The following is a 22322-nucleotide window of genomic DNA, read 5'->3' as shown; positions in this document are numbered from 1 at the left end:
CGACATGACGGAATTGACAGGAACCGAAGCCCGCACCCGCGCCAAGGAACTCGTCGAAGACATCGACATCACGATGCTCACGACGCGCGATGACGGCGGCAATCTGGTGAGCCGCCCGATGAGCACACGCCGGATGGACGAGAACGGAGACATCTGGTTCTTCACGGCCGAGCACACCAAGAAGGTCGACGAGGCCGAAGCAGATGACGAGGTCGGACTGTCCTACTGCGACCCGAAGGGCATGCGCTACGTCTCGGTCGCCGGTCACGCCCGCGTCGTCCACGACGATGCACTCATGCAAGAGCTGTACTCGCCGTCGCTGGAGGTGTGGTTCGAGGACGGGCTCGATACGCCCGGGATCACCCTCCTGCGGGTGAGCCCGGTCGAAGTGGAGTTCTGGGAACCCGGACAGAACCGGTTGGCGCAGGCCGCCGGGATGCTGAAGGCGCTGGTGACCCGCGACACACCGGACGACGACATCGTCCGGCACGCGAAGATCGCCTACTGATACCTCACGGCGCGAGGCGAGCGATGGCGTCGTCAAGCGTCATCGTCTCGCGCTCGCCGGTGCGGCGATCCCAGAGCTCGACCTCACCGGCCGCCGCTCCCCGTCCGACCACGAGGATGCGTGGCACGCCGACAAGCTCCGCGTCGCCGAATTTCACCCCCGGAGAAACCTTGGGGCGGTCGTCGTAAACGACCGCGAGACCGGCCGCCTCAAGTCGCGCGCTTGCCTGTTCCGCAAGGTCGAACGCGACGGCGTCCTTGCCCGTGGCGACGACGTGCACATCGAAGGGTGCCACGGCAGTCGGCCAGATGAGACCCTTCTCGTCGTTGCTCAGCTCAGCGATGATCGCAAGGATCCGCGTGACGCCGATGCCGTAGGAGCCCATCGTCACCGTCACGAGCTTGCCGTTCTCATCCAGAACCTTCAGGCCAAGCGTCTCGGCGAAGAAGCGGCCGAGTTGGAAGACGTGACCGATCTCCATTCCACGCGCCAGTTCGACGGGGCCCGAGCCATCCGGTGCCGGGTCGCCGGGCAGAACGTTCGCCACCTCGACGAAACCGTCGCCGCTGAAGTCCCGTCCCGCCACGAGTGAGTGGACATGCTTCTGGTCGATGTTCGCGCCAGTGACCCACGACGTACCCTCCACGACACGCGGGTCGAGGAGATACCGGATGCCGGTCGCCGACTCTTCGCCGAGAATCGCCCCCGTCGGTGACCAGGGACCGATGTAGCCCTTCACGAGCAACGGGCTGTTCTCAAAATCGTCAGCCGTCGCCGCCTCGACGGCGGCGGGCGCGAAGGCCACCTCGGCGCGCTTGTCGTCGATATCGCGGTCTCCAGGGATACCGACCACGACGATCTCGCGGGTGCCGTCGAGGTGGGTCAGCGCGAGCACCACGTTCTTCAGCGTGTGAGCTGCCGTCCACGTCGTGTCGCCATCCGTGGCGGGACCGGCGATGCCGGGAGCCGGGGCAGCCTCGTTCGCGTTGAGGTGGTCTACCAGCGTGGCGATCGTCGGGGTGTCGGGCGAGTCGAAGATCACCGGGTCCGGAAGGCCATCGAACGGCAGGGGTGCAGGAACGACCGTGGTGAAGGCCTCGACATTGGCGGCGTATCCCCCGGCGCTGCGAACGAACGTGTCTTCCCCGACGGGGGTCGGATGCAGGAACTCCTCGCTCCGAGCGCCGCCCATCAGCCCGTTGTCGGCGTTGACGATGACGTACTCGAGTCCGAGCCGCTGGAAGATTCGCTCATACGCGTCACGCTGGGCCTGGTACGACGCATCGAGCCCGGCATCCGTGTAGTCGAAGGAGTAGGCATCCTTCATCGTGAACTCACGCCCGCGCAGCAGCCCCGCGCGCGGCCGAGCCTCGTCGCGGTATTTGTCCTGGATCTGGTAGATCGCCAGCGGCAGATCCTTGTACGAGGAGTAGAGGTCCTTCACCAGGAGCGTGAACATCTCCTCGTGGGTCGGCGCGAGCAGATAGTCGGCGCCCTTGCGATCCTGGAGGCGGAAGATACCGTCGCCGTAAGACTCCCAGCGCCCCGACGCTTCGTAGGGCTCCCGGGGCAACAGCGCCGGGAAGTGCACTTCGTAGGCTCCCGCGGCAGCCATCTCGTCGCGGATGATCTGCTCGAGCTTCGCCTTGACCCGCAGGCCCAGTGGCAGCCACGCGAAGATGCCGGGTGCCTGACGCCGGATGTAGCCGGCGCGCACCAGGAGTTTGTGGCTGGTGACCTCGGCGTCGGCGGGGTCTTCGCGAAGCGTGCGGAGGAAGTAATGCGAGAGACGGGTGACCACGAGCGTCAAGTCTAGGCCGCGGCGGCGCACCGGTTCAGCGAACGGCGAGCCGAAGGCGTCCGGGCCTCACCCATCGGTGGGAGGCTGCTCGAGCAGGTCCGCCGTAGCGTGCTCGCGCCCGTCGGCGCGCGCCCAGCGGAGTTCGGCCTGGCCCTGGTCCAGCCGCGCCCGCAGCTCGGACCATCCGGATGCCGACTCCCACCGCATGTGCAACCATCCGTCGTCATCGAGCCGCGACTGGAAGGCCCCGTCGAGCCCCGGGGCGCCAGCGCGGAATCGGCACAGCTCCAACAGAGCGGCAACGACAGGCCGCTCAAGGTCGCGCGTCACGTCGGCGTCACTGTAGATGTGGCGGTTGATGTCGCGCCCGACCCCGGTGCGCCCAAGCAGATCCATGTCATTGGTTCCAGCGAGAGCCCCGACGTAATAGATCTGGTGGATGCCGGGCAAGAACAGCTGCACTGCACGTGCTGCCAGGTACGCCCGATCATCGCGGCGCAGGGCGTCGTAAAAAGTGCTGTTGACCTGATAGATGTCGAGGTTCGAAGCCGCCGCGCCCGTTGCCGCCCGGCTTTGCCCGCCCGTGGCGTCGTGGATCGCTTCGACCAACGCGTCGAGCTGGGTGGCATCCAGAAGCCCGGGCTCCCCCGTCGCCGCGTCGGGCCCCACGTCCACGATGCCGATGCCGTCGTGAGTGTCCAGCACGGTCACGGCGTTCTCGGGCCGCTCAGCGATCCAGCGCGCCAGCGGCGCGTGATCTCCAGTCGCGGCAGCGAACAGCACCAGGGGCGGAAGCGCGAAGTCGTACACACGGTCGACGCGCTGGGCGATCTCGATCTGGCGACGGTAGAACGAGTGAACCTCGACTAGGACCTCGAGCCCGCGCTCGTGCGCCAGCGCGGTCAGCTCATCGATGAAAGCAAAGGTCTCAGGCGTCATGAACGACGAGCTGCCCGGCGTCTTCACCGCATAACCGACAGCGTCCAGGCGAATCATCCGTGTGCCAGCATCGCGCAGGGCATCCAGGATCGAAATGAGGTACGCGGACCCCGCAGCACTGCGCACATCGATGTCGACCTGTGCCGCGGTGAAGGTGGTCCACACCAGCCGGGTCGACTCGCCCCACGGATACGGAGTGAACGGGAGCCCGGGACGGGGCCGATAGATCCGCAGCAGATCGGCTTCTGTCGCACCGTCCGGGAAGACGGTTCCCATCGTCAGGAACATCTCCGCGTAGCGCGACTGGTCCCCGTTCTGGATGACGTCGCGGAACTGCGGCGAGCGGGCAGACACGTGATTGACGATGACATCCACCATGACATCGAGGTCGTCAGAGAGGGCGCGGACATCTTCCCACGTGCCCAGCCGAGGGTCGACTGTCGTGTGATCGTCGGGGTCGAACCCGGCGTCGGCGCCGTCGAAGGGCGTGAAGAAAGGAAGGATGTGAACGCCGCCGAAGGCTCCAGCGAATCGGTCGCGTACTACCTCACCGAGCGCGGGAATCGTCCCTCCCAGGCGGTCGGCATAGGCGATGAGCTGGATCGGATGGGTCATGAGGAGCACTCCGGAGGCGTCTGCGGCTCGGTCCTGACGACCTCCTCCGCGTTGCTAAATCGTGTCAGCATATTCTACCGGCATCCTCGACGTACCGTGAAGGCATGTCGACCGTGCTTCTGACCGGCTTCGAACCGTTCGCCGGTGATCAGACGAATCCGTCAGGCGACGCGGTAGTGCGATTGGGCGCCGCGTGGAACGGGCCGGCTCGACTGGTCACGGCAGTACTTCCCGTGGATTTCGCGCGCGCTGGCGCAGAGCTGATCGAGCTCGTCGCCACACACAGGCCCGATGTCGTCATTGCGACAGGCCTGGCCGGCGGTCGCGACGCCATCACGCCGGAGCGCATCGCCGTGAATCTGCGCGACGCCCGCATTCCCGACAACGCGGGGCATCAGCCCGTCGACACCGCCAGCATCCCCGGCGCGCCCCTCGCGTACGCATCCTCGCTCCCCGTCAAGGCGATCGCCACGGAGATCGCGGCCAGCGGCATCCCCGCCTCCGTGTCGCTATCGGCAGGCTCGTTCGTCTGCAACGACGTATTCTTCACGGTCGCACACGTGAGCGCGAACACCCCGGGACTGCGGGCGGGCTTCATCCATGTGCCATGGGATGCCGAGAACGCACCACCCGGCGCGGCATCGCTCCCCCAAGCCGACATCACGCGCGCGCTCGAGATCGCCGTGATCACGACGCTGACGTACACCAGCGATCTCGACGTCCCCGCCGGACACCTGGCCTGAACCCCGCCGGTCGGAGTTGACAGACACGCGTCGTTCCGTATGCAATATATTGCATGCCGGTCCCCTCGACAGCGGGCACCCACCGCCCCCTCCTCCGCGACGAGGTACAAGCACGGCTGCGCGCCGCCATCGTGGACGGCACCCTCGCGCCGGGCGAACAGGTGCGTGACGCCGACATTGCGCAGTGGCTGGGCGTGAGCCGCACACCTGTTCGCGAGGCGCTGCTCGAGCTCGCACACGCGGGACTCGTCCAGACGACACCGGGACGGGCGACAATCATCTCGCCGATCGAACGTCGGGCCACCAGTGAGGCTCGCGATGTCGTAGCGGCCATGCACCGTCTCGCTGCGCTTGCAGCAGTGCCGCGACTCGACTCGAACACGATCGAGCGGATGCGTGCTGCGAATCGCCTGTTCGCCGCAGCGCTCCGGTGCGGTGACATCGACGGCGCCATCGCCGCCGACGAACTCTTTCACGGCATCCTGGTCGAAATCGCCGACAACGATGCAATACGAACGGTGCTGCGCCTGTATGAACCGGTCCTCCTGCGAGCAGAACGCGCACAATTCTCGTCGGAGCACGCCGAGCTCTCGACACTGCGCCACGACCAGCTGATCGCGCGCTGCGCCCTCGGTGACGCGCTGGGCGCTGCGGAGATCGCCGAGTCTATCTGGACCTACCTGCTTACCGAGGGCGATGCCAACGTCTCGGACCCCGCCACCGCCGACACCGGCACGAGCAACGAAACCGAGGATTCCCACGCATGAAGCTCCATGAGTTCCCCCGCTACCCGCTCACGTTCGGACCGAGCCCGGTCCACCACCTCGCTCGCCTGAGCAACCACCTCGGCGGCGCGCAGATCTGGGCCAAGCGCGAGGATGTCTCCAGCGGCCTGGCGTACGGCGGTAACAAGGTCCGCAAGCTCGAGTACATCGTCCCCGACGTCATCGCCTCGGGCGCAGACACCCTCGTCTCCATCGGCGGTTACCAGTCCAACCACACGCGACAGGTGGCAGCTGTTGCGGCCCACCTCGGTTTGAAGGCCCGGCTCGTGCAAGAGAAGTGGGTGCCGTGGGAGGACCCCACCAACGACAAAGTGGGCAACATCCTGCTCACCCGGATGATGGGAGCAGACTCGCGCCTCGACGACGCGGGGTTCGACATCGGCATCCGGGACTCGTGGAAGACGGCGCTGCAGGAAGTCGAGGATGCCGGCGGCGTGCCGTATCCGATCCCGGCGGGAGCGTCAGAGCACCCGCTGGGCGGACTGGGATTCGCCAACTGGGCCTTCGAGGTCGCCGAACAGGAGAAGCAGCTCGGGGTCTTCTTCGACACGATCATCGTCTGCACGGTGACCGGGTCCACCCACGCCGGCATGATCGCCGGCTTCGCAGCCTTGGAGGAGCTGACCGGAGTGCGCCGCCGGATCATCGGGATCGACGCATCGGCAACGATCGAGAAGACGCGGGAGCAGGTAGCGCGGATCGCGCGGAACACCGCCAGCCTCATCGAACTAGGCCGCGACCTCCGAGACGACGAGATCCAGGTGCTCGAAGGCTGGGCTGGTGACCTGTACGGCATCCCGGTCGACTCGACAATGGCCGCGATGGCGCTCGGCGCGCAGCTGGAGGCCATGATCACCGACCCCGTCTACGAAGGAAAGTCCCTGGCCGGGCTGATCGACCTGGTGCGCAGCCGCGACATTCCCCAAGACTCGACGGTGCTGTACGCCCACCTCGGCGGGCAGCCCGCGATCAACGCCTATTGGCGCCTATGGGACTGAGCGCGCGAGCGCAAGGGGATGGCATCGGACAGGCGCGTGTGGCAGGTTAGGCAGACGACAGGCCCTCCGACATCCGGAACCACGGGAGGAACAGATGACCGCCGCGGAACCGACGACAAATACCGTCTCCATCCCGATCCTGACACAGGAGCCGTTCCCCGATACACCCGGAAGCGCGGAGCCTGAATGGTTCAAGACGGCGGTCTTCTACGAGGTCTTGGTCCGATCCTTCAAAGACAGTGACGGCGACGGAACCGGCGACTTCCGGGGCCTCATCGACAAGCTGGACTACCTCGAGTGGCTCGGTGTCGACTGCCTGTGGCTTCCGCCCTTCTTTCCCTCCCCCCTGCGCGATGGTGGCTACGACGTTGCCGACTACACCGGCATCCAGCCGGGGCTCGGAACTACCGAAGACTTCCAGGCCTTTCTGAACGCCGCGCACGAGCGGGGCATGCGGGTCATCATCGACTTCGTCATGAACCACACCAGCGACGAGCATCCGTGGTTCCAAGAGAGCCGCCGCGATCCCGACGGGCCGTACGGCGACTTTTACGTGTGGAGCGACACCGACGAGCTCTACGAGGATGCCCGCATCATCTTCGTCGACACCGAGCCGAGCAACTGGACGTGGGATCCGGTGCGGCAGCAGTACTTCTGGCACCGCTTCTTCTCGCACCAGCCGGATCTGAACTTCGACAACCCGCGGGTCCACGACGCGGTGCTGGACGCGATGCGGTTCTGGCTCGACATGGGGCTCGATGGGTTCCGCCTCGATGCCGTCCCCTACCTCTACGAGCGCCCGGGCACCAACGGCGAGAACCTCCCCGAAACACACGACTTCCTGAAGAAGGTGCGCCGCATCGTCGACCGCGAGTATCCGGGACGCGTGCTCCTGGCCGAAGCCAACCAGTGGCCGGCGGATGTCGTCGACTACTTCGGGGATCCGGACGTCGGCGGCGACGAATGCCACATGTGCTTCCACTTCCCGGTCATGCCGCGCATCTTCATGGCGGTGCGTCGTGAGTCCCGCTATCCCATCAGCGACATCCTCGCGGAGACTCCCCCGATCCCTTCCGGATGCCAGTGGGGGATCTTCCTGCGCAACCACGACGAGCTGACCCTCGAAATGGTCACCGACGAAGACCGCGACTACATGTGGAACGAGTACGCGCAGGATCCGCGCATGAAGGCGAACATCGGAATCCGTCGCCGCCTCGCACCACTGCTGGACAACGACATCGATCGCATCGAACTGTTCACCGCGCTGCTTCTCTCCTTGCCCGGCGCGCCGGTGCTGTACTACGGCGACGAGATCGGCATGGGCGACAACATCTGGCTCGGTGACCGCGACGGCGTGCGCACACCCATGCAATGGACCTCGGACCGCAACGCCGGGTTCTCCACCGCCAACCCGGGCAAGCTTGCCCTGCCCATCGTGCAGGACCCGGTGCACGGGTACCTCGCTGTGAACGTGGAAGCGCAGCAGGAGAACCGCTCCTCGCTGCTCCAGTGGACGCGTCAGATGATCCAGGCTCGCAAGCGCCACCCGGCGTTCGGACTCGGGAGCTTCAACGACCTGGGCGGGTCGAATCCGTCAGTGCTGTCCTACACGCGCGAGCACACCAACGACGACGGCACCGTGGACGTCATCATCTGCGTCAACAACCTGTCGCAGTTCCCCCAGCCGGTCGAACTCGACCTCCGCCGCTTCGAGGGGCTCGTGCCGGTCGAGCTCGTCGGCGGCGTTCCCTTCCCTCGGATCGGTGAGCTGCCCTACCTGCTCACCCTCGGCGGTCACGGGTTCTTCTGGTTTCAACTGCACTCACCGGCCGACGATGCAGAGGAGGTGGGGCTGCTGTGACCGCGCCCGACGCCGCTCTCCTGGAGAGCTATTTGGTACGCACCCGCTGGTTCGGCGGCAAGGGGCGGCCATTCGAGGTCGAACAGGTACGCAGCATCGCGGACGTGCCTGCTCGCCAGGGGCGGCCGTCTCTGACCGTTTACCTCCTCACGGTGACCTATCGCGATCAGGATGCCGGCAGCGAGCTGTATCAGGTGCCGCTGAGCGGCTACCCCGACGTTGAAGAGCGAATCAGCCACGCCTACCTCGGGGGCATCGACACGGATGCCGGCCACATCCACCTCTACGACGCGGTGCACGACCGCGAGGCGATGCGCATCTGGCTGGACGGGTTCATCGCGGCGGAGGCCACGGGAACCGCGCAGGTCGATCGGCTGCGCTTCCACCGTGTCGCAGGCGGCGAACCCCTGGACGACTCGCTCGTCTCGTCACCGATGACCGGTGAGCAGTCGAACTCGTCGGCGCGGTTCGATGACACCGCGATCATGAAGCTGTTCCGCAAGGTGAGCCCCGGAACGAACCCCGACATCGAGATCCATGAGGAACTCACACGCGGCGGCTCCGAACACATCGCACAGTTGTACGGCTGGGTGGAGGTCGAGGTCGAGGGGCAGCTGCTGCAGACGGCGATGCTGCAAGAGTTCCTGGCGACGGCGACCGACGGATTCGAGCTGGCCGTCGCCAGCGTTCGCGCGCTCCTCGCAGATCCCGAGCAGCGTGCGGGGGACTCCGGAGGTGACTTCGCCGGCGAGGCCGCGCGTCTGGGTGCGGCCCTCGCGCAGGTCCATGCCCTGATGCGGTCGCGCTTTCCCGCCGAGCGCCGCGGTGCCGGCACCACGGCGGAGCTCGCCGACGCGATGCGGGGTCGCCTCGACCACGCGCGCCGGTCGGTCCCCGGGCTTGAGGCCAGCGTCCCGCAACTGCACGCCCTCTATGACGCTGTCGCCGCACTTGACACCCTCGAGGTTCAGCGCGTGCATGGCGACCTGCACCTCGGCCAGACTCTGCGTACCTCGCACGGATGGCGCATCGTCGACTTCGAGGGTGAACCGGGCCGGCCGTTCGAGCAGCGCTCTCTTCCGGATTCGCCGTGGCGGGATGTTGCCGGAATGCTGCGTTCGTTCGACTACGCGGCGGCGATGATCGAGGTGTCCTGGGCTTCGGACACCGATACCGATGAGGCGGGGGCTCTGCGAGCAGAGCGCGCGCGCGAGTGGTCAGCCCGCGCTCGCGAGCACTTCGTCGCGGCGTACGTCGCGGCTGCGGCATCCGATGACGGCAGCGACGGCGACACCGGCGCGGACCTCACCGGGCCTCACCGTGTGCTGCTGGACGCTTACGTCGCTGATAAGGCGGTGTACGAGGTCATGTACGAGATCCGCAACCGGCCCACGTGGGTTTCGATCCCGCTGGAGGCGCTCGAACGCGTTGCGAGGTCCTAGACTCCCGGACCCAGGCGCGTGGGAGTCCGGGGCTTCTCAGCTCGTGACGACCTGCGCAGTACCGAGCGGGGCGTCGGGGCCCATCTCGTCGGCGAGCCGGTTGGCCTCTGCAATGAGAGTGGCGACGATCTCGGACTCGGGAACCGTCTTGATGACCTCGCCCTTGACGAAGATCTGACCCTTGCCGTTGCCGGAGGCAACGCCCAGGTCGGCATCCCGGGCTTCTCCCGGTCCGTTCACGACGCACCCCATGACAGCCACGCGCAGCGGCACCGTCATGTCTTTGAGTCCCTCGGTGACGTTGTCGGCCAGGGAATACACGTCGACCTGGGCTCGCCCGCATGAGGGGCACGACACGATCTCGAGCTTTCGCTCACGCAAGTTCAGCGACTGCAGAATCTGGTGCCCGACCTTCACCTCTTCGGCGGGCGGCGCAGACAGCGAAACGCGGATGGTGTCGCCGATCCCCTCACCCAGCAGGATGCCGAAGGCGGTAGCGGATTTGATGGTGCCCTGGAAGGCGGGACCGGCCTCGGTCACCCCGAGGTGCAACGGCCAGTCACCCCGTTCGGCGAGCAACCGGTAGGCCTTGACCATCACAACGGGATCGTTGTGTTTGACCGAAATCTTGAAGTCGTGGAAGTCGTGTTCTTCGAACAGCGAGGCCTCCCACACCGCGCTCTCCATGAGCGCCTCGGGAGTCGCCTTGCCGTACTTCTCCAGCAGGCGCCGGTCGAGCGACCCGGCATTGACACCGATCCGCAGCGACACCCCAGCCGCTTGCGCGGCCTTCGCGATCGCCCCGACCTGGTCGTCGAACTTGCGGATGTTGCCGGGATTGACGCGAACCGCCGCGCAACCGGCGTCGATGGCTTGGAAGACGTACTTCGGCTGGAAGTGGATGTCGGCGATCACCGGAATCTGGCTCTTTGCCGCAATGATGTGCAGCACGTCAGCGTCATCCTGCGACGGCACTGCCACGCGCACGATCTCGCATCCGGATGCCGTGAGCTCGGCGATCTGCTGCAGCGTGGCGTTGATGTTGGTCGTCGGCGTCGTCGTCATCGATTGGACGCTGACGGGCGCATCTCCGCCGACAAGGACCTTACCCACCTTGATCTGGCGGCTCTTGCGGCGCGGAGCGAGGGTTTCGGGGACCTTCGGCATTCCGATGTTCACAGCTGGCACGGGACCAGCCTACGCATTCCGGCTGGGTGGCAGGCCGAGGTCGCCGAGGTGGGTCGGCGCTACTGCAGTCGGCGCATCTCGTCCTGGATCTTGCTCTCGGCGAGCGCGCCGCGGGTCGGACCGTACGCGTTGAAGCCCGCGAAGGCAACCCCGATCGCGATTCCAGCGATCGGCCAGGCGGGCCAGAAGTACCCCATCCCCGTCAGCGCCCAAATGAGAACAAAAAAGATGGAGAGCACCACCCATGTCGCCAGGGTGTACCAGAACCCCTGCTTTGCGCGAAGACTTGCGACCGCGCGCTGGCGGAGCTCGTCGGAACCACTACCCTGCGGATCTGTCATGTCTCGAATGTATTGCGAGCTGGCACCCGAGCGCCAGAGACTCGGCGCAGCGCAGCAGCGCTGTGGTAGTTTCGGCGCATGTTCGCGAGCACCCCATGGTGGCCCACCGTCTGAGGCGGTGTGCTCGTTGATCCTGAGACCGCCCCCGGGGCGGTCTTCTTTGTGAGGGTGGCCGCCCCACGACGAAAGACCGATCCATGACCGGGACTCCCCTTCCCTCCCTCGCCGGACTCGCCACCAGCGACATGCCGTTCGCGATCCTCGCCCGTGACTCCGCAACCGTCGAGGTGCTCACCGGCGAGGTTATCGACGTGGAGCTGCTGCGCGACATCCCGCTCCTGGCAGCCGACGGCACGCCGCGAGAGGTTCTCGCGCTCGTTCCGTTCCGACAGGTGAGAGAGCGCGGATTCGCGTGCCACGATGACGGCGCACCGTTGCGGTGTCTTGTCATCACGGAGCGCGCCACGTATCCGCGAGACGAAGCGCTGGCCGTCCTTCCCCACGACGTCATCCCGCTGCGGGACGCCGGGTTCGACATCGACGACGAGGCGTACGCCGACATCGTGCGCCGGGTCATCGCCGATGAGATCGGGCGCGGCGAAGGCGCCAACTTCGTCATCCGTCGCGATTTCACGGCGGATGTCGATGCTGACCCGCGGGTGGCGGCCCTCGCCTGGTTCCGGGCGTTGCTCGAGCACGAGCGCGGCGCCTACTGGACCTTCGCGGTGGTGACCGACAGCCACGTGGCGGTCGGAGCGAGTCCCGAGGCTCACGTGAGCGCCGAGGCAGGCATCGTCACGATGAATCCGATATCGGGGACATTCCGCCACCCCGAGGGCGGGGCCACCGTCGACAACCTCAGCGAGTTCCTGCGCTCCACGAAAGAGACCGAAGAGCTGTTCATGGTCGTCGACGAAGAGCTCAAGATGATGAGCGCCGTGTGCACGGACGGCGGACGCATCACCGGCCCGCACCTGAAAGAGATGTCCCGTCTCACGCACACCGAGTACATGCTGCGGGGCTCGAGCAAGCTGGACCCGCGCGACATCCTGCGCGAGACGATGTTCGCACCCACGGTCACCGGCTCCCCCATGCAGAACGCGTGCACGGTCATCACCCGTCACGAGACGACACCCCGCGGCTACTACTCGGGCGTCGCCGCATTGTTCACGCCACGCACGGACGCCGCCCCCGGCCAGGGAACTGACGCTGTCACCCACGACCTCGACGCCCCGATCCTGATCCGCACCGCCTATATCGAGAACGGACGCCTGCGGGTGCCTGTCGGCGCCACGCTGGTGCGCCACTCCGACCCCTACGGCGAGGTCAGCGAAACACATGGCAAGGCTGCGGGCGTGTTGGGCGCGATCGGCGCGATCCCGCGCGAAGTCCGGCCCGCTGTTGTGATTCTCGACGAGGATGCCCCCGCCGCTGCCCCTGCCCGGTTGGCTGACGACCCGACGATCGCCGCACTCCTGGAGTCCCGGAATGCCCGGCTCGCGCCGTTCTGGCTGAACCCGCAGGAACAGGCAGGCGCCGGACCGTTCGCGGGGCGACGCGCGCTGGTCATCGATGCCGAAGACCGCTTCACGACGATGCTCGCGCACCAGTTGAGCCACCTCGGCCTCGACGTCTCGATTGTGCCGTGGGATGCCGTTACCGATGACGAGGTCGACGCGGCGGAGCTGCTGGTCTCGGGCCCCGGCCCCGGCGACCCGCTGGATCCGTCGTCGGCCCGCATGGCCCGGCTGCGAGAGATCATCGCGCGGCGCCGCGCGGCATCGGCACCGCTGCTGACGGTGTGTCTGAGCCATCAGATCCTCGCCAGCGAGCTCGGCATCGACCTCGCTCCGCTGGCGCAACCCCACCAGGGCCTGCAGCTGACCGTCGATGTCTTCGGACAACCCGCCTCGATCGGCTTCTACAACACGTTCACGGCGCGCTGCGCTTCGGGAACGACGATTGCCGGTGTGGAGATCGCAGCGGATCCGGCAACGGGCGACGTCTACGCCCTTCGGGGCACCGGATTCGCCTCGGTGCAGGGCCACCTCGAATCGATCCTCTCGCGCGACGGCATGTCGACCCTGCATCAGCTCATCGAGTGGGCCCTCGCCCCGGAGTGATCCCCGCGGCGCGTCGGCCGCGCGACTCGCTCAGCCGAAGAGCGGGATGGGGTTCACGAGGTCGGCGATGATCAGGACCGCGGTCATCGCGATCAGGGCTATCACCACGACGAACGTCAGGGGCACGAGTCTGGTCGCGTCGATCGGGGCCGGTTCAGCACGCCCGCGAATCCGCGCCCACCAGTTGCGGATGCCGCCCCACAGCGCCACGACGATGTGACCACCATCCAGGGGGAGAAGTGGCAAGAGGTTGAACACGAACAGCGCGATGTTCAGCGACGCCAGCAGCGACAGGATCACGGCGATGCGATTGACGACCGGGGCGTCGGTTGCCGCGACCTCTCCCGCGATCGCCCCGGCGCCGACGATACTGAGCGGCCCGTTCGGATCGCGCTCGGCACCGGTCACCAGCGTCGCCGCCGTTTCGTAGACCTTGACAGGAAGTTGCACGATGATCCCGGCAACGGTTCCGACATTGTCGACCGCAGCGATGGGGCCTGACCAGATCGGCTGACGCACGTAGTCAAGAGTCCCGGTGACGCCGATGACCCCGACCTGGTTCTCGACACGCTGCCCGTCCTGATCGACGACCTGACGGGTCACGGAGTCGGGTGTCACCGACAGGGTGAGACGCTGGCCGTCGCGGTCGACCACGATCGGTACGCTCTGGCCCGGAGCTGCCTGGATGAGGGCAGCTGCCGTGGCGAAATCAGAGACCTCCTGACCACCCACCGACACGATGACATCGCCGGGTTGGATGCCTGCTGCCGCCGCCGGTGACGGCGGATCGCCGGCCTGACATTCCTGGCCAGCCTCGGCGGGGACGCAGGCGCTCACCGACGCGACGGTGTTCGTCACGGTCTGCACACCGATGCCGCTGAGCACAAGCGTCATCAGAACGACCGCGAAAACCAGGTTCATGAGCGGACCACCGAGCATGATGATCACGCGCTTGTAGACCGGCAGCCGATAGAAGACGCGGTCGTCGTCGGCGCCGTCGAGTGTTTCGTCGTTCGCCGCGCGGGCATCCTGCACCATCGTCGCGAAAAAGCCGCCCCCGGCACGTCCCGAGACTGTTCCGCCGTCTGCAGCGCGCGCAGCCGGCGAGGGTGGGTACATTCCAGCCATGGAGATGTAGCCGCCGAGCGGTATCGCCTTCACGCCGTACTCGGTCTCGCCGCGGCGACGGGACCACAGCGTGGGTCCGAAACCGACCATGTACTGGCCGACGCGCACCCCGAATCGCTTCGCGGGGACGAGGTGGCCGATCTCATGCAGCGCGATCGACACCGCCAGGCCCACAACGAGCACGACGACACCGACGATGAAGGCGACTACATCCACGCCGCCACGCTATCGGCTCTGCCTTTGAGTCAGCCCAGTGCGCGGGTGAGAAGATGGAGGCGCCATGACGACAGATCCCGCGAACCTGCCGCCCGTGCTCCGGCCGCAGAACCCGCCCGCGCACCGCCTCGCGGACCTCGCGGCACACCTCGGAGCACCGATCGAGCAGCGCGTCGGCGGCGGCGATCAGGATGCGGACACCGACGCCTCGGCATCCGTCACCGGTCTCACCCTCGCGACCGCAGACCTCCGCCCCGGCGACCTCTTCGTCGCCGTCCAGGGAGGGACGCGCCACGGCGCGGAGTTCGCGGACGATGCCGCAGCGCGAGGCGCCGTCGCTGTCGTCACGGATGCCGAGGGCCGCGAGCGCGCCCTGGCCAGCGGCCTGCCGACGATCGTTGTCCCCGACCCCCGCGGGAGCCTCGGCGCCCTGTCGGCGTGGGTCTATGCGACCGGGCCGAACGACACGCTTCCGATCCTGTTCGGCACGACCGGCACGAACGGCAAGACGAGCGTGTCCCACCTGCTCGAGGGCATCCTGACGCAGCTCGGCGTCACCGCCGGACTCTCATCGACCGCCGAACGCCACATCGCCGGCGATGTCATCGTGTCCCGCCTCACCACTCCCGAGGCCTACGAGATGCACGCCCTGCTCGCCCTCATGCGCGAGCGCGGCGTCGAGGCAGTCGCCATCGAGGTCAGCGCCCAGGCCCTGAGCCGCCAACGTGTGGACGGGATCGTGTTCGACGTTGCGGGCTTCACCAATCTCTCGCACGATCACCTCGACGACTACGCCGATATGGCTGAGTACTTTCAGGCCAAGCTCCCGCTCTTTCGCCCCGACCGCTCGCGCCGAGCCGTGATCTGCCTCGACTCGGCATCGGGCGCCGATGTCGTCGCTGCCTGCGAGGTGCCCTACGTCACGATCGGAACCCCCGCGATCGCCGCTGACCCGGATGCGGCAGCAGCAGCGGACTGGACTGTCGAGATCCTCGACGAACTGCCCGACGGCACACGTTTCCGCCTGTCGGGTCCCGGAGGTCGCTCGCTGTCCACGACGGTGCCGGTGATCGGGCGCCACATGGCCGCCAACGCCGCCCAGGCGATCGTCATGATCTTCGAGGCCGGCTACGACTGGGAACGCATCACGCGGGCCCTCGACAATGACGTCATCCGCGCGTACTTGCCCGGTCGAACCGAGCTCGTCTCTGGCCCCACTGGTCCCGCGATCTACGTCGATTTCGGCCACTCCCCCGATGCCTTCGAGAAGACGCTCGCCGCGGTCCGCCGCGTCACGCCGGGGCGCGTGCTCATGCTCTTCGGCGCCGATGGTGACCGTGACAAGAGCAAACGCCACGACATGGGCCGCACCGCGGTCGAGGGCAGCGACATCCTGGTCATCACCGACCACCACCCGAGATTCGAGGACCCGGATTCGATTCGGGCGACCTTGCTGGAGGGTGCACGGCGAGCGCGTCCGGATGCCGAGATCTACGAGTACTCGCCGCCCGAGCGGGCGATCGTCGAGGCTGTCGCGCTCGTCGGCGACGGCGACGCGATCCTCTGGGCAGGGCCGGGCCATCAGGACTACCGCGACATCCGGGGCGTCCGCACGCCATACTCGGCGCGCGAGCTGTCGCGCCGCGCGCTGCGCGAGGCCGGCTGGCCGGTGCCCGAGCCACGCTGGCCCGTTCCCTACCCCGACTGACCCCGCTTCGCCCGACTCGAGAGGACCGTCCCGTGGGTTTCTTCGCCTTCGCCATTCTCGGCATCCTGACGGGCATCATCGCCCGCATCATCCTTCCCGGCAAACAGGTCGGCGGCTGGTTCGTCGCGATCTTGCTGGGCCTGCTCGGCGCGATGGTCGGCGGGTGGATCGCCGGGCTGTTCGGACTGGATGTCTACACGACGTTCTGGAACTTCTCGGGCTGGGTGTTCGCGCTGATCGGCTCGATCGTGGTGCTCCTGCTGTTCGGTCTGATCTTCGGGCGCAAGCGCAGCTGACCACTTGTGGTCTGACCACAAACATGTGTGTGGTCAGACCACATGGATGTAGGGATTCGTGCATCTTTCCGACGGGGTTCCTTCGCGGGTCTAGCGTCGGTGTCAGAAGCACTCCCGCGGCGGCGTAATCCGTCGCCGAGACGAGTGACCCACACTTCGACACCCACGAAGGAGATGCGTCACCATGAGCACCGTAACCCCCACCCCCGTCGACCAGGCAGACGCGATCCCCGCAGCCTGGGACGGATTCGTCGCCGGCCCCTGGCAGGACGCCATCGACGTCCGCGACTTCATCCAGCGCAACTACACGCCCTACAGCGGTGACGCCTCGTTCCTGGCTGGGGCAACCGAACGGACGCAGCGAGTCTGGCAGACACTGACCGCGATGTTCCCCGCAGAGCGTGAGCGCGGTGTGTACGACGTCGACGCCACGACGCCCTCCACGATCACCTCGCACGCACCGGGCTATATCGCTCGTGACGACGAACTGATCGTCGGCCTGCAGACCGACGCCCCGCTCAAGCGGGCCATCATGCCCAACGGTGGATGGCGGATGGTCAAGGGTGCCCTGGAGACCTACGGCTACGACGTGCCGGCGGATCTGGAGAAGATCTTCACGACCTACCGCAAGACCCACAACGACGGCGTGTTCGACGTCTACCCGCCCGCCGTCCGCCGGGCACGCAGCAGCCACCTCATCACGGGGCTTCCGGATGCCTATGGCCGCGGCCGCATCATCGGCGACTACCGCCGGGTCGCACTGTATGGAACGGACGCCTTGATCGACGCGAAGAAGGCTGAACACGCCGAGCTCGACATGCACTTCTCGACCGAGGACATCATCCGGAGCCGCGAAGAGAACGCCGAGCAGATCCGCGCGCTGCAGGAGCTGACCCGGATGGCAGCAACCTACGGTTACGACATCGCGCGTCCCGCCGCGAACGCCCGCGAAGCGCTGCAGTGGCTCTACTTCGCCTACCTCGGCGCGGTGAAGGAGCAAAACGGCGCAGCGATGAGCTTCGGCCGCAACACCGGGTTCCTGGACGTCTACATCCAGCGCGACCTGGAGGCCGGCATCCTCGACGAAACGGGAGCGCAGGAACTCATCGACGACCTCGTCATCAAGCTTCGGATCGTGCGGTTCCTGCGCACGCCCGAGTACGACGCCCTGTTCTCCGGCGACCCGACATGGGTGACCGAGTCGCTGGGGGGCACGGGCGTTGACGGGCGAACCTTGGTCACCAAGACCGCGTTCCGTTTCCTGCAGACGCTGTACAACCTGGGTCCCGCACCCGAGCCCAACCTGACGGTGCTCTGGTCGGATGACCTCCCCCGCGGGTTCAAGGAGTTCTGCGCGAAGGTCTCGATCGACACGTCCTCCATCCAGTACGAGTCGGATGCCCTCATCCGGGGCCTGTGCGGAGACGATGCTGCCATCGCCTGCTGCGTCTCGCCCATGAGCGTCGGCAAGCAGATGCAGTTCTTCGGCGCCCGGGTGAACCTCGCCAAGACTCTTCTCTACGCCATCAACGGTGGCCGTGATGAGGTCACCGGCAAGCAGGTAGCCCCCGTCATGCCGGCCGTGACCGGCGACGTGCTGGACTACGACGACGTGCGCGGCAAGTTCCGCACGCTGATGGAGTGGCTTGCCGCAACCTACGTCGACGCACTGAACTGCATCCACTACATGCACGACAAGTACGCGTACGAGCGGCTCGAGATGGCCCTGCACGACCGGGAGGTTTTGCGCACGATGGCCTGCGGTATCGCAGGGCTGTCGGTGGCGGCGGACTCCCTCTCGGCGATCAAGTACGCTCGGGTCTCCCCGGTTCGCGATGAGACCGGCCTGGTCACCGACTACGTCGTGGAGGGCGAGTTCCCCACGTACGGCAACGACGACGACCGTGTCGATGACATTGCACGGGAGCTTGTGACCGAATTCATGGAGATGCTGCGCTCGCACCCGACCTACCGGGATGCCGTGCACACCCAGTCCGTGCTGACGATCACCTCGAACGTCGTCTACGGCAAGGCCACCGGCAACACCCCGGACGGGCGCCGCGCCGGAGCCCCCTTTGCACCGGGAGCGAACCCGATGAACGGTCGAGACACGCACGGGATGCTGGCAGCTACCCTCTCCGTCGCCAAGATCCCCTTCGACCAGGCACAGGACGGCATCTCGCTGACCACGACCGTCGTCCCCGCAGGCCTCGGCCGGACCGCGGACGAGCGGGTCGCGAACCTCGTCGGGCTCCTGGATGCGCAGATGGCAGCTGGCGGCTACCACCTGAACGTCAACGTCCTCACGCGGGAAACGCTCGAAGACGCGATGGAGAACCCGGAGAACTACCCCCAGTTGACCATCCGGGTGTCGGGTTACGCCGTCAACTTCGTCCGACTGACCCGCGAGCAGCAGCTCGACGTGATCAGCCGCACCTTCCACGCGGGGGTGTGACATGGCCGCCGTCGCGCTTCCGCAGCCGGCGGTCCACGCGGGCCGCCTCGAGACGCACCACGCGCGTCTCGAGGCGGCCCGCGCCGGCGAGATGGGAAGCGTCCACTCCTGGGAGCTCGTCACCGCCGTCGACGGGCCAGGTACCCGGATGACGCTGTTCCTCTCCGGCTGCCCCCTGCGCTGCCAGTACTGCCAGAACCCCGACACGTGGCTCCAGAAGGATGGAACGCCGACCACACTCGCCGAGATCGTCACACGCATCCGCCGCTACGCCGGTGTATTCCGGGCCACCGGCGGCGGACTGACAATCTCGGGCGGCGAACCGCTGCAGCAGTCAGCCTTCGTTGCCCGCATCCTCCACGAAGCGGCAGCGGAAGGCATCCACACCGCCATCGACACGTCGGGCTACCTGGGCCGCAACGCGTCCGACGCGATGCTCGATGACGTGAGCCTCGTGCTGCTGGACGTGAAATCCGGCATCCCCGAGACCTACCGCACGGTCACTGGACGCGAGCTGCAACCGACGATCGACTTCGGTGACCGCCTTGCCGCGCGGGGGCTTCCCACCTGGATCCGCTTCGTTCTCGTGCCTGGACTCACTGACGCCGAAGACAACGTCGACGCCGTCGCCGAGATCGTCTCGCGGTGGTCGAATGTTGAGCGCGTCGAGGTTCTCCCCTTCCACCAGATGGGCGCATCGAAGTGGGACCGCCTGGGGCGCGCCTACAGCCTTGCCGAAACCCGCGCCCCCGAGCCAGAGCTGATCGAACGCGTGCGCGGCCAGTTCCGCGCCCGGGGCCTGATGACCTACTGACCGCCCCCCTCCCCCTCTGGGCGCGAACCCACACCCCCGGCCGCGAACCCCCACGTTCTCGCGCGCGACTCCTGTGGGTTCGCGCCGAGACCTGTGGGTTCGCGCGACGAGGAGGCGAGCTACAGGAGCTCGGCCGCTGTGCGCCGCGCCCAGTCTTCAGCGTCTGCAAGACTCTCTCGGGTCAGGGCGGCGGGGGGCTCGTGGGCCTCGACGACCCGCTCGACGGTATCGAGGATGCCGAGGAATCCGATCCTCCCGTCGTGGAAGGCATCCACAGCCACCTCGTTTGCAGCATTGAAGACCGCCGGATACGTTCCGCCGGCGCGACCCACACGCTTTGCCAGCTCGACTGCCGGAAAGGCCGTGTCCTCAAGCGGCTCGAAGCTCCAGGTGGTCGCGGTGCTCCAGTCGATGGGGAGGCCCACTCCAGCGATGCGATGCGGCCAGTCAAGACCGAGCGAGATCGGCAGACGCATATCGGGCGGGGATGCCTGGGCGATCGTGGAGCCATCACTGAACTCCACCATCGAGTGGACGACCGACTGCGGGTGCACGACGACCTCGATTTGCGCGTACGGCACGTCGAACAGCAGGTGCGCCTCAATCACCTCGAGTCCCTTGTTGACCAGGGTCGCCGAGTTCGTGGTCACCACGCGCCCCATGTTCCAGGTCGGATGTGCCAGCGCTTCGGCGGGTGTGACCGTCCGCAGCGCATCACGGGAGCGGCCCCGGAACGGCCCGCCCGATGCGGTCAGCACGAGTCGGCGGACCTCTGACCGTTCGCCCGAGCGCAGCGCCTGCGCGATAGCCGAGTGTTCGGAATCCACCGGCACGATCTGGCCGGGACGCGCGAGCGCGGTGACCAGCTCTCCTCCGACGATCAGCGACTCCTTGTTGGCGAGCGCGAGAGTTCGCCCCTCCTCAAGAGCCGCGATGGTCGGGCCGAGGCCAACCGAACCCGTGATGCCGTTCAACACGACATCGGCCTCGACGTCACGGACCAGCTGCTCTGCCTCGTGGATGCCGACAGCCGTACTCTCGACACCGAACTCGCGGGCCTGCGCCTCGAGCACGTCGCGTTGGCTCCCGGTCGCCAGACCCACGACATCGAAGCGATCTCGGTTCCCCCGAATCACATCGAGGGCCTGCGTGCCGATCGAGCCGCTGGAACCAAGGATGATGACGCGGCGCATGCGCTCAGCCTATCGAGGGCCTCGCGATGCGCCGCGCCAGGGTAGCTCTCAGCCGGCCGCAGGCTCGCTGGAGATGATCTCCACGACGAACACGAGCGTCTCGCCTGCCAGTGCATTGGTGTTGGTCACCGACGCTTCGCCATATCCACACAGGGGCGACATCGAAACGAGGACCGTCGAGCCGACCTTCTGCCCCTCGAGCGCCCGCTGGAAGCCGGACACGACCTGTGTCGTCTGGAACGTCGCGGGAGAGCCCTTCTCCCAGCTGGAGTCGAAGACGCTCCCATCGCTCCACTTCACCCCGGTGTAGTTCACCGTGACGCTGTCGCCGGGCTCGACGACAGCGCCGTCACCTTCGGTGAGCACGTCGACGACAACACCACTGGGCGGGTCCGATGCCGGGATCGCGATGGCGGGAGCACCGCTCTCGTCGAACGTGACGGTCGGCATGGCCGTGTCAGCGTCCACGACCTGGCACCACTGATCAGCTGGCGTCACCTCGAGCACATCCAGCACATAGATCTGCGCCGCTGTTTCACCCTGCCCCGGAACTGCCAGAACGATCCGCGAACCCTGCGTGGCGCATCCGAAGAACTCGTCGATGCCCGTGCCGGCTTCCACCGGGATCGGGGCCAGCGGGGCAGAGTCGTCATATCCGGCCGAATCCACCTGCGCTCCCGTGTCACCGTCGAAAACGGTGAGTGCGTACGAAACATATGCGCCGTCTGTCAGCGCCGCTCCATCGCCCGTGATGGCGACGGACCGCTGCATCCCGTCAACGGCGATCGGTGTCGAGAAGGATGCGGTAGGAACTGTTCCGAAGTCTCCCTCCACCGTCACGGACTCGGAAACCGGGCCGGACTCGGCAGCTGCGGCGCACAGTCCGCCGTTGCCGGCGGTGGATGCCGTTGGGTCGCTCTCGGAGGCGGAAGTACAGCCTGCCAGAAGAAGGGCCGCGGTCGCGGCGACGGTCAGGGCGAGAAGGGAACGTGAGCGCACAATGGTCCTCTGCTGTGGGCGGAGCCCCCATCCTTTCGCACAATTCCTCTGTCTCTCCTGGGAATCGCGAGCCCGGCGCCATTCCGATCGGGGAATGAAACCGACGGTAACCTCGACGGGTGACCGTCGAACCCACCGCTCGCACGAACGCGGAGCCCCCCGCCGACGG

General features: G+C 66.8%; 18 protein-coding genes. 11 read left to right on the top strand and 7 right to left on the bottom strand.

Annotated features, from left to right (window positions below; genetic code table 11):
• The first annotated feature begins 4 nt into the window (after positions 1 to 4).
• Positions 5 to 508: a pyridoxamine 5'-phosphate oxidase family protein gene (locus LL236_RS04970; RefSeq protein WP_228177690.1), complete on the top strand. Its 504-nt coding sequence runs from the start codon at positions 5 to 7 to the stop codon at positions 506 to 508.
• Between the two features lie 4 nt (positions 509 to 512).
• Here LL236_RS04970 and LL236_RS04965 read toward each other — a convergent pair whose 3' ends face one another.
• Complete coding sequence (locus tag LL236_RS04965) at positions 513 to 2309, bottom strand: proline--tRNA ligase (protein ID WP_228177689.1); 1797 nt, start codon at positions 2307 to 2309, stop codon at positions 513 to 515.
• Between the two features lie 66 nt (positions 2310 to 2375).
• On the bottom strand, positions 2376 to 3863 hold the full coding sequence (gtfA, locus tag LL236_RS04960) for a sucrose phosphorylase (protein WP_228177688.1): 1488 nt from the start codon (positions 3861 to 3863) through the stop codon (positions 2376 to 2378).
• A 104-nt stretch (positions 3864 to 3967) separates the two neighbouring features.
• Between gtfA and LL236_RS04955 the strand changes: the two genes are divergently transcribed.
• The 5 genes from LL236_RS04955 to LL236_RS04935 all read left to right on the top strand — a co-directional run bounded on the left by LL236_RS04955 (position 3968) and on the right by LL236_RS04935 (position 9692).
• Positions 3968 to 4606, top strand: a complete 639-nt coding sequence (locus tag LL236_RS04955; protein ID WP_228177687.1) for a pyroglutamyl-peptidase I — start codon at positions 3968 to 3970, stop codon at positions 4604 to 4606.
• A gap of 53 nt (positions 4607 to 4659) precedes the next feature.
• Complete coding sequence (locus LL236_RS04950) at positions 4660 to 5373, top strand: GntR family transcriptional regulator (protein ID WP_228177686.1); 714 nt, start codon at positions 4660 to 4662, stop codon at positions 5371 to 5373.
• Positions 5370 to 6389, top strand: coding sequence for a 1-aminocyclopropane-1-carboxylate deaminase (locus LL236_RS04945; RefSeq protein ID WP_228177685.1), 1020 nt, complete (start codon positions 5370 to 5372; stop codon positions 6387 to 6389). The genes LL236_RS04950 and LL236_RS04945 overlap by 4 nt, the downstream gene beginning before the upstream one ends.
• Positions 6390 to 6483: 94 nt before the next feature.
• Entirely contained in the window at positions 6484 to 8250 is a 1767-nt protein-coding gene (treS, locus tag LL236_RS04940; RefSeq protein ID WP_228177684.1) for a maltose alpha-D-glucosyltransferase, read from the top strand.
• Positions 8247 to 9692, top strand: coding sequence for a maltokinase N-terminal cap-like domain-containing protein (locus tag LL236_RS04935; protein WP_228177683.1), 1446 nt, complete (start codon positions 8247 to 8249; stop codon positions 9690 to 9692). The genes treS and LL236_RS04935 overlap by 4 nt, the downstream gene beginning before the upstream one ends.
• 36 nt (positions 9693 to 9728) lie before the next feature.
• Here LL236_RS04935 and ispG read toward each other — a convergent pair whose 3' ends face one another.
• Positions 9729 to 10859 (bottom strand): flavodoxin-dependent (E)-4-hydroxy-3-methylbut-2-enyl-diphosphate synthase, encoded by a 1131-nt coding sequence (gene ispG / locus LL236_RS04930; protein WP_228177826.1) that lies wholly within the window; start codon positions 10857 to 10859, stop codon positions 9729 to 9731.
• Between the two features lie 80 nt (positions 10860 to 10939).
• Entirely contained in the window at positions 10940 to 11221 is a 282-nt protein-coding gene (locus LL236_RS04925) for a 2TM domain-containing protein (RefSeq protein ID WP_228177682.1), read from the bottom strand.
• A gap of 197 nt (positions 11222 to 11418) precedes the next feature.
• Between LL236_RS04925 and LL236_RS04920 the strand changes: the two genes are divergently transcribed.
• Positions 11419 to 13344: an anthranilate synthase family protein gene (locus LL236_RS04920; protein ID WP_228177681.1), complete on the top strand. Its 1926-nt coding sequence runs from the start codon at positions 11419 to 11421 to the stop codon at positions 13342 to 13344.
• 30 nt (positions 13345 to 13374) lie between these two features.
• On the opposite strand, the gene LL236_RS04915 is transcribed toward LL236_RS04920, so the two are convergent.
• Positions 13375 to 14688 (bottom strand): M50 family metallopeptidase, encoded by a 1314-nt coding sequence (locus tag LL236_RS04915; protein WP_228177680.1) that lies wholly within the window; start codon positions 14686 to 14688, stop codon positions 13375 to 13377.
• Positions 14689 to 14752: 64 nt separating this feature from the next.
• Between LL236_RS04915 and LL236_RS04910 the strand changes: the two genes are divergently transcribed.
• From LL236_RS04910 to pflA, 4 genes are all read left to right on the top strand, one after another.
• Positions 14753 to 16396 carry a Mur ligase family protein gene (locus LL236_RS04910; RefSeq protein WP_228177679.1) on the top strand — a complete coding sequence of 548 codons (1644 nt, stop codon included), beginning with the start codon at positions 14753 to 14755 and terminating at the stop codon, positions 16394 to 16396.
• A gap of 32 nt (positions 16397 to 16428) precedes the next feature.
• Entirely contained in the window at positions 16429 to 16692 is a 264-nt protein-coding gene (locus LL236_RS04905; protein ID WP_228177678.1) for a GlsB/YeaQ/YmgE family stress response membrane protein, read from the top strand.
• A gap of 184 nt (positions 16693 to 16876) precedes the next feature.
• Positions 16877 to 19147 carry a formate C-acetyltransferase gene (gene pflB / locus LL236_RS04900; RefSeq protein WP_228177677.1) on the top strand — a complete coding sequence of 757 codons (2271 nt, stop codon included), beginning with the start codon at positions 16877 to 16879 and terminating at the stop codon, positions 19145 to 19147.
• A 1-nt stretch (position 19148) separates the two neighbouring features.
• On the top strand, positions 19149 to 19961 hold the full coding sequence (pflA, locus tag LL236_RS04895; RefSeq protein ID WP_228177676.1) for a pyruvate formate-lyase-activating protein: 813 nt from the start codon (positions 19149 to 19151) through the stop codon (positions 19959 to 19961).
• Between the two features lie 119 nt (positions 19962 to 20080).
• Here the strand turns inward: pflA and dxr are convergent, their stop codons facing one another.
• Together dxr and LL236_RS14980 are read right to left on the bottom strand one after the other, a co-directional pair.
• Complete coding sequence (gene dxr, locus LL236_RS04890) at positions 20081 to 21154, bottom strand: 1-deoxy-D-xylulose-5-phosphate reductoisomerase (protein ID WP_228177675.1); 1074 nt, start codon at positions 21152 to 21154, stop codon at positions 20081 to 20083.
• 48 nt (positions 21155 to 21202) lie between these two features.
• Positions 21203 to 22153, bottom strand: a complete 951-nt coding sequence (locus LL236_RS14980; RefSeq protein WP_228177674.1) for an FKBP-type peptidyl-prolyl cis-trans isomerase — start codon at positions 22151 to 22153, stop codon at positions 21203 to 21205.
• Positions 22154 to 22322 lie beyond the last annotated feature (169 nt).

This window comes from Microbacterium schleiferi (assembly GCF_020781975.1).
Classification (GTDB): Bacteria; Actinomycetota; Actinomycetes; order Actinomycetales; family Microbacteriaceae; genus Microbacterium.
Note: the sequence above shows the minus strand (reverse complement) of the source record. Positions and strands in the feature narration are given on the sequence as shown.

What these genes read in the sequence shown, in the direction of transcription:
- LL236_RS04910 (WP_228177679.1), top strand. Translation starts at nt 14,753, where the DNA reads ATGACGACAGATCCCGCGAACCTGCCGCCCGTGCTCCGGCCGCAGAAC.
- LL236_RS04945 (WP_228177685.1), top strand. Translation starts at nt 5,370, where the DNA reads ATGAAGCTCCATGAGTTCCCCCGCTACCCGCTCACGTTCGGACCGAGC.
- dxr (WP_228177675.1), bottom strand. Translation starts at nt 21,154, where the DNA reads ATGCGCCGCGTCATCATCCTTGGTTCCAGCGGCTCGATCGGCACGCAG.
- pflA (WP_228177676.1), top strand. Translation starts at nt 19,149, where the DNA reads ATGGCCGCCGTCGCGCTTCCGCAGCCGGCGGTCCACGCGGGCCGCCTC.
- pflB (WP_228177677.1), top strand. Translation starts at nt 16,877, where the DNA reads ATGAGCACCGTAACCCCCACCCCCGTCGACCAGGCAGACGCGATCCCC.
- LL236_RS04920 (WP_228177681.1), top strand. Translation starts at nt 11,419, where the DNA reads ATGACCGGGACTCCCCTTCCCTCCCTCGCCGGACTCGCCACCAGCGAC.
- LL236_RS04955 (WP_228177687.1), top strand. Translation starts at nt 3,968, where the DNA reads ATGTCGACCGTGCTTCTGACCGGCTTCGAACCGTTCGCCGGTGATCAG.
- gtfA (WP_228177688.1), bottom strand. Translation starts at nt 3,863, where the DNA reads ATGACCCATCCGATCCAGCTCATCGCCTATGCCGACCGCCTGGGAGGG.
- LL236_RS04970 (WP_228177690.1), top strand. Translation starts at nt 5, where the DNA reads ATGACGGAATTGACAGGAACCGAAGCCCGCACCCGCGCCAAGGAACTC.
- ispG (WP_228177826.1), bottom strand. Translation starts at nt 10,859, where the DNA reads ATGCCGAAGGTCCCCGAAACCCTCGCTCCGCGCCGCAAGAGCCGCCAG.
- treS (WP_228177684.1), top strand. Translation starts at nt 6,484, where the DNA reads ATGACCGCCGCGGAACCGACGACAAATACCGTCTCCATCCCGATCCTG.
- LL236_RS04950 (WP_228177686.1), top strand. Translation starts at nt 4,660, where the DNA reads ATGCCGGTCCCCTCGACAGCGGGCACCCACCGCCCCCTCCTCCGCGAC.
- LL236_RS04925 (WP_228177682.1), bottom strand. Translation starts at nt 11,221, where the DNA reads ATGACAGATCCGCAGGGTAGTGGTTCCGACGAGCTCCGCCAGCGCGCG.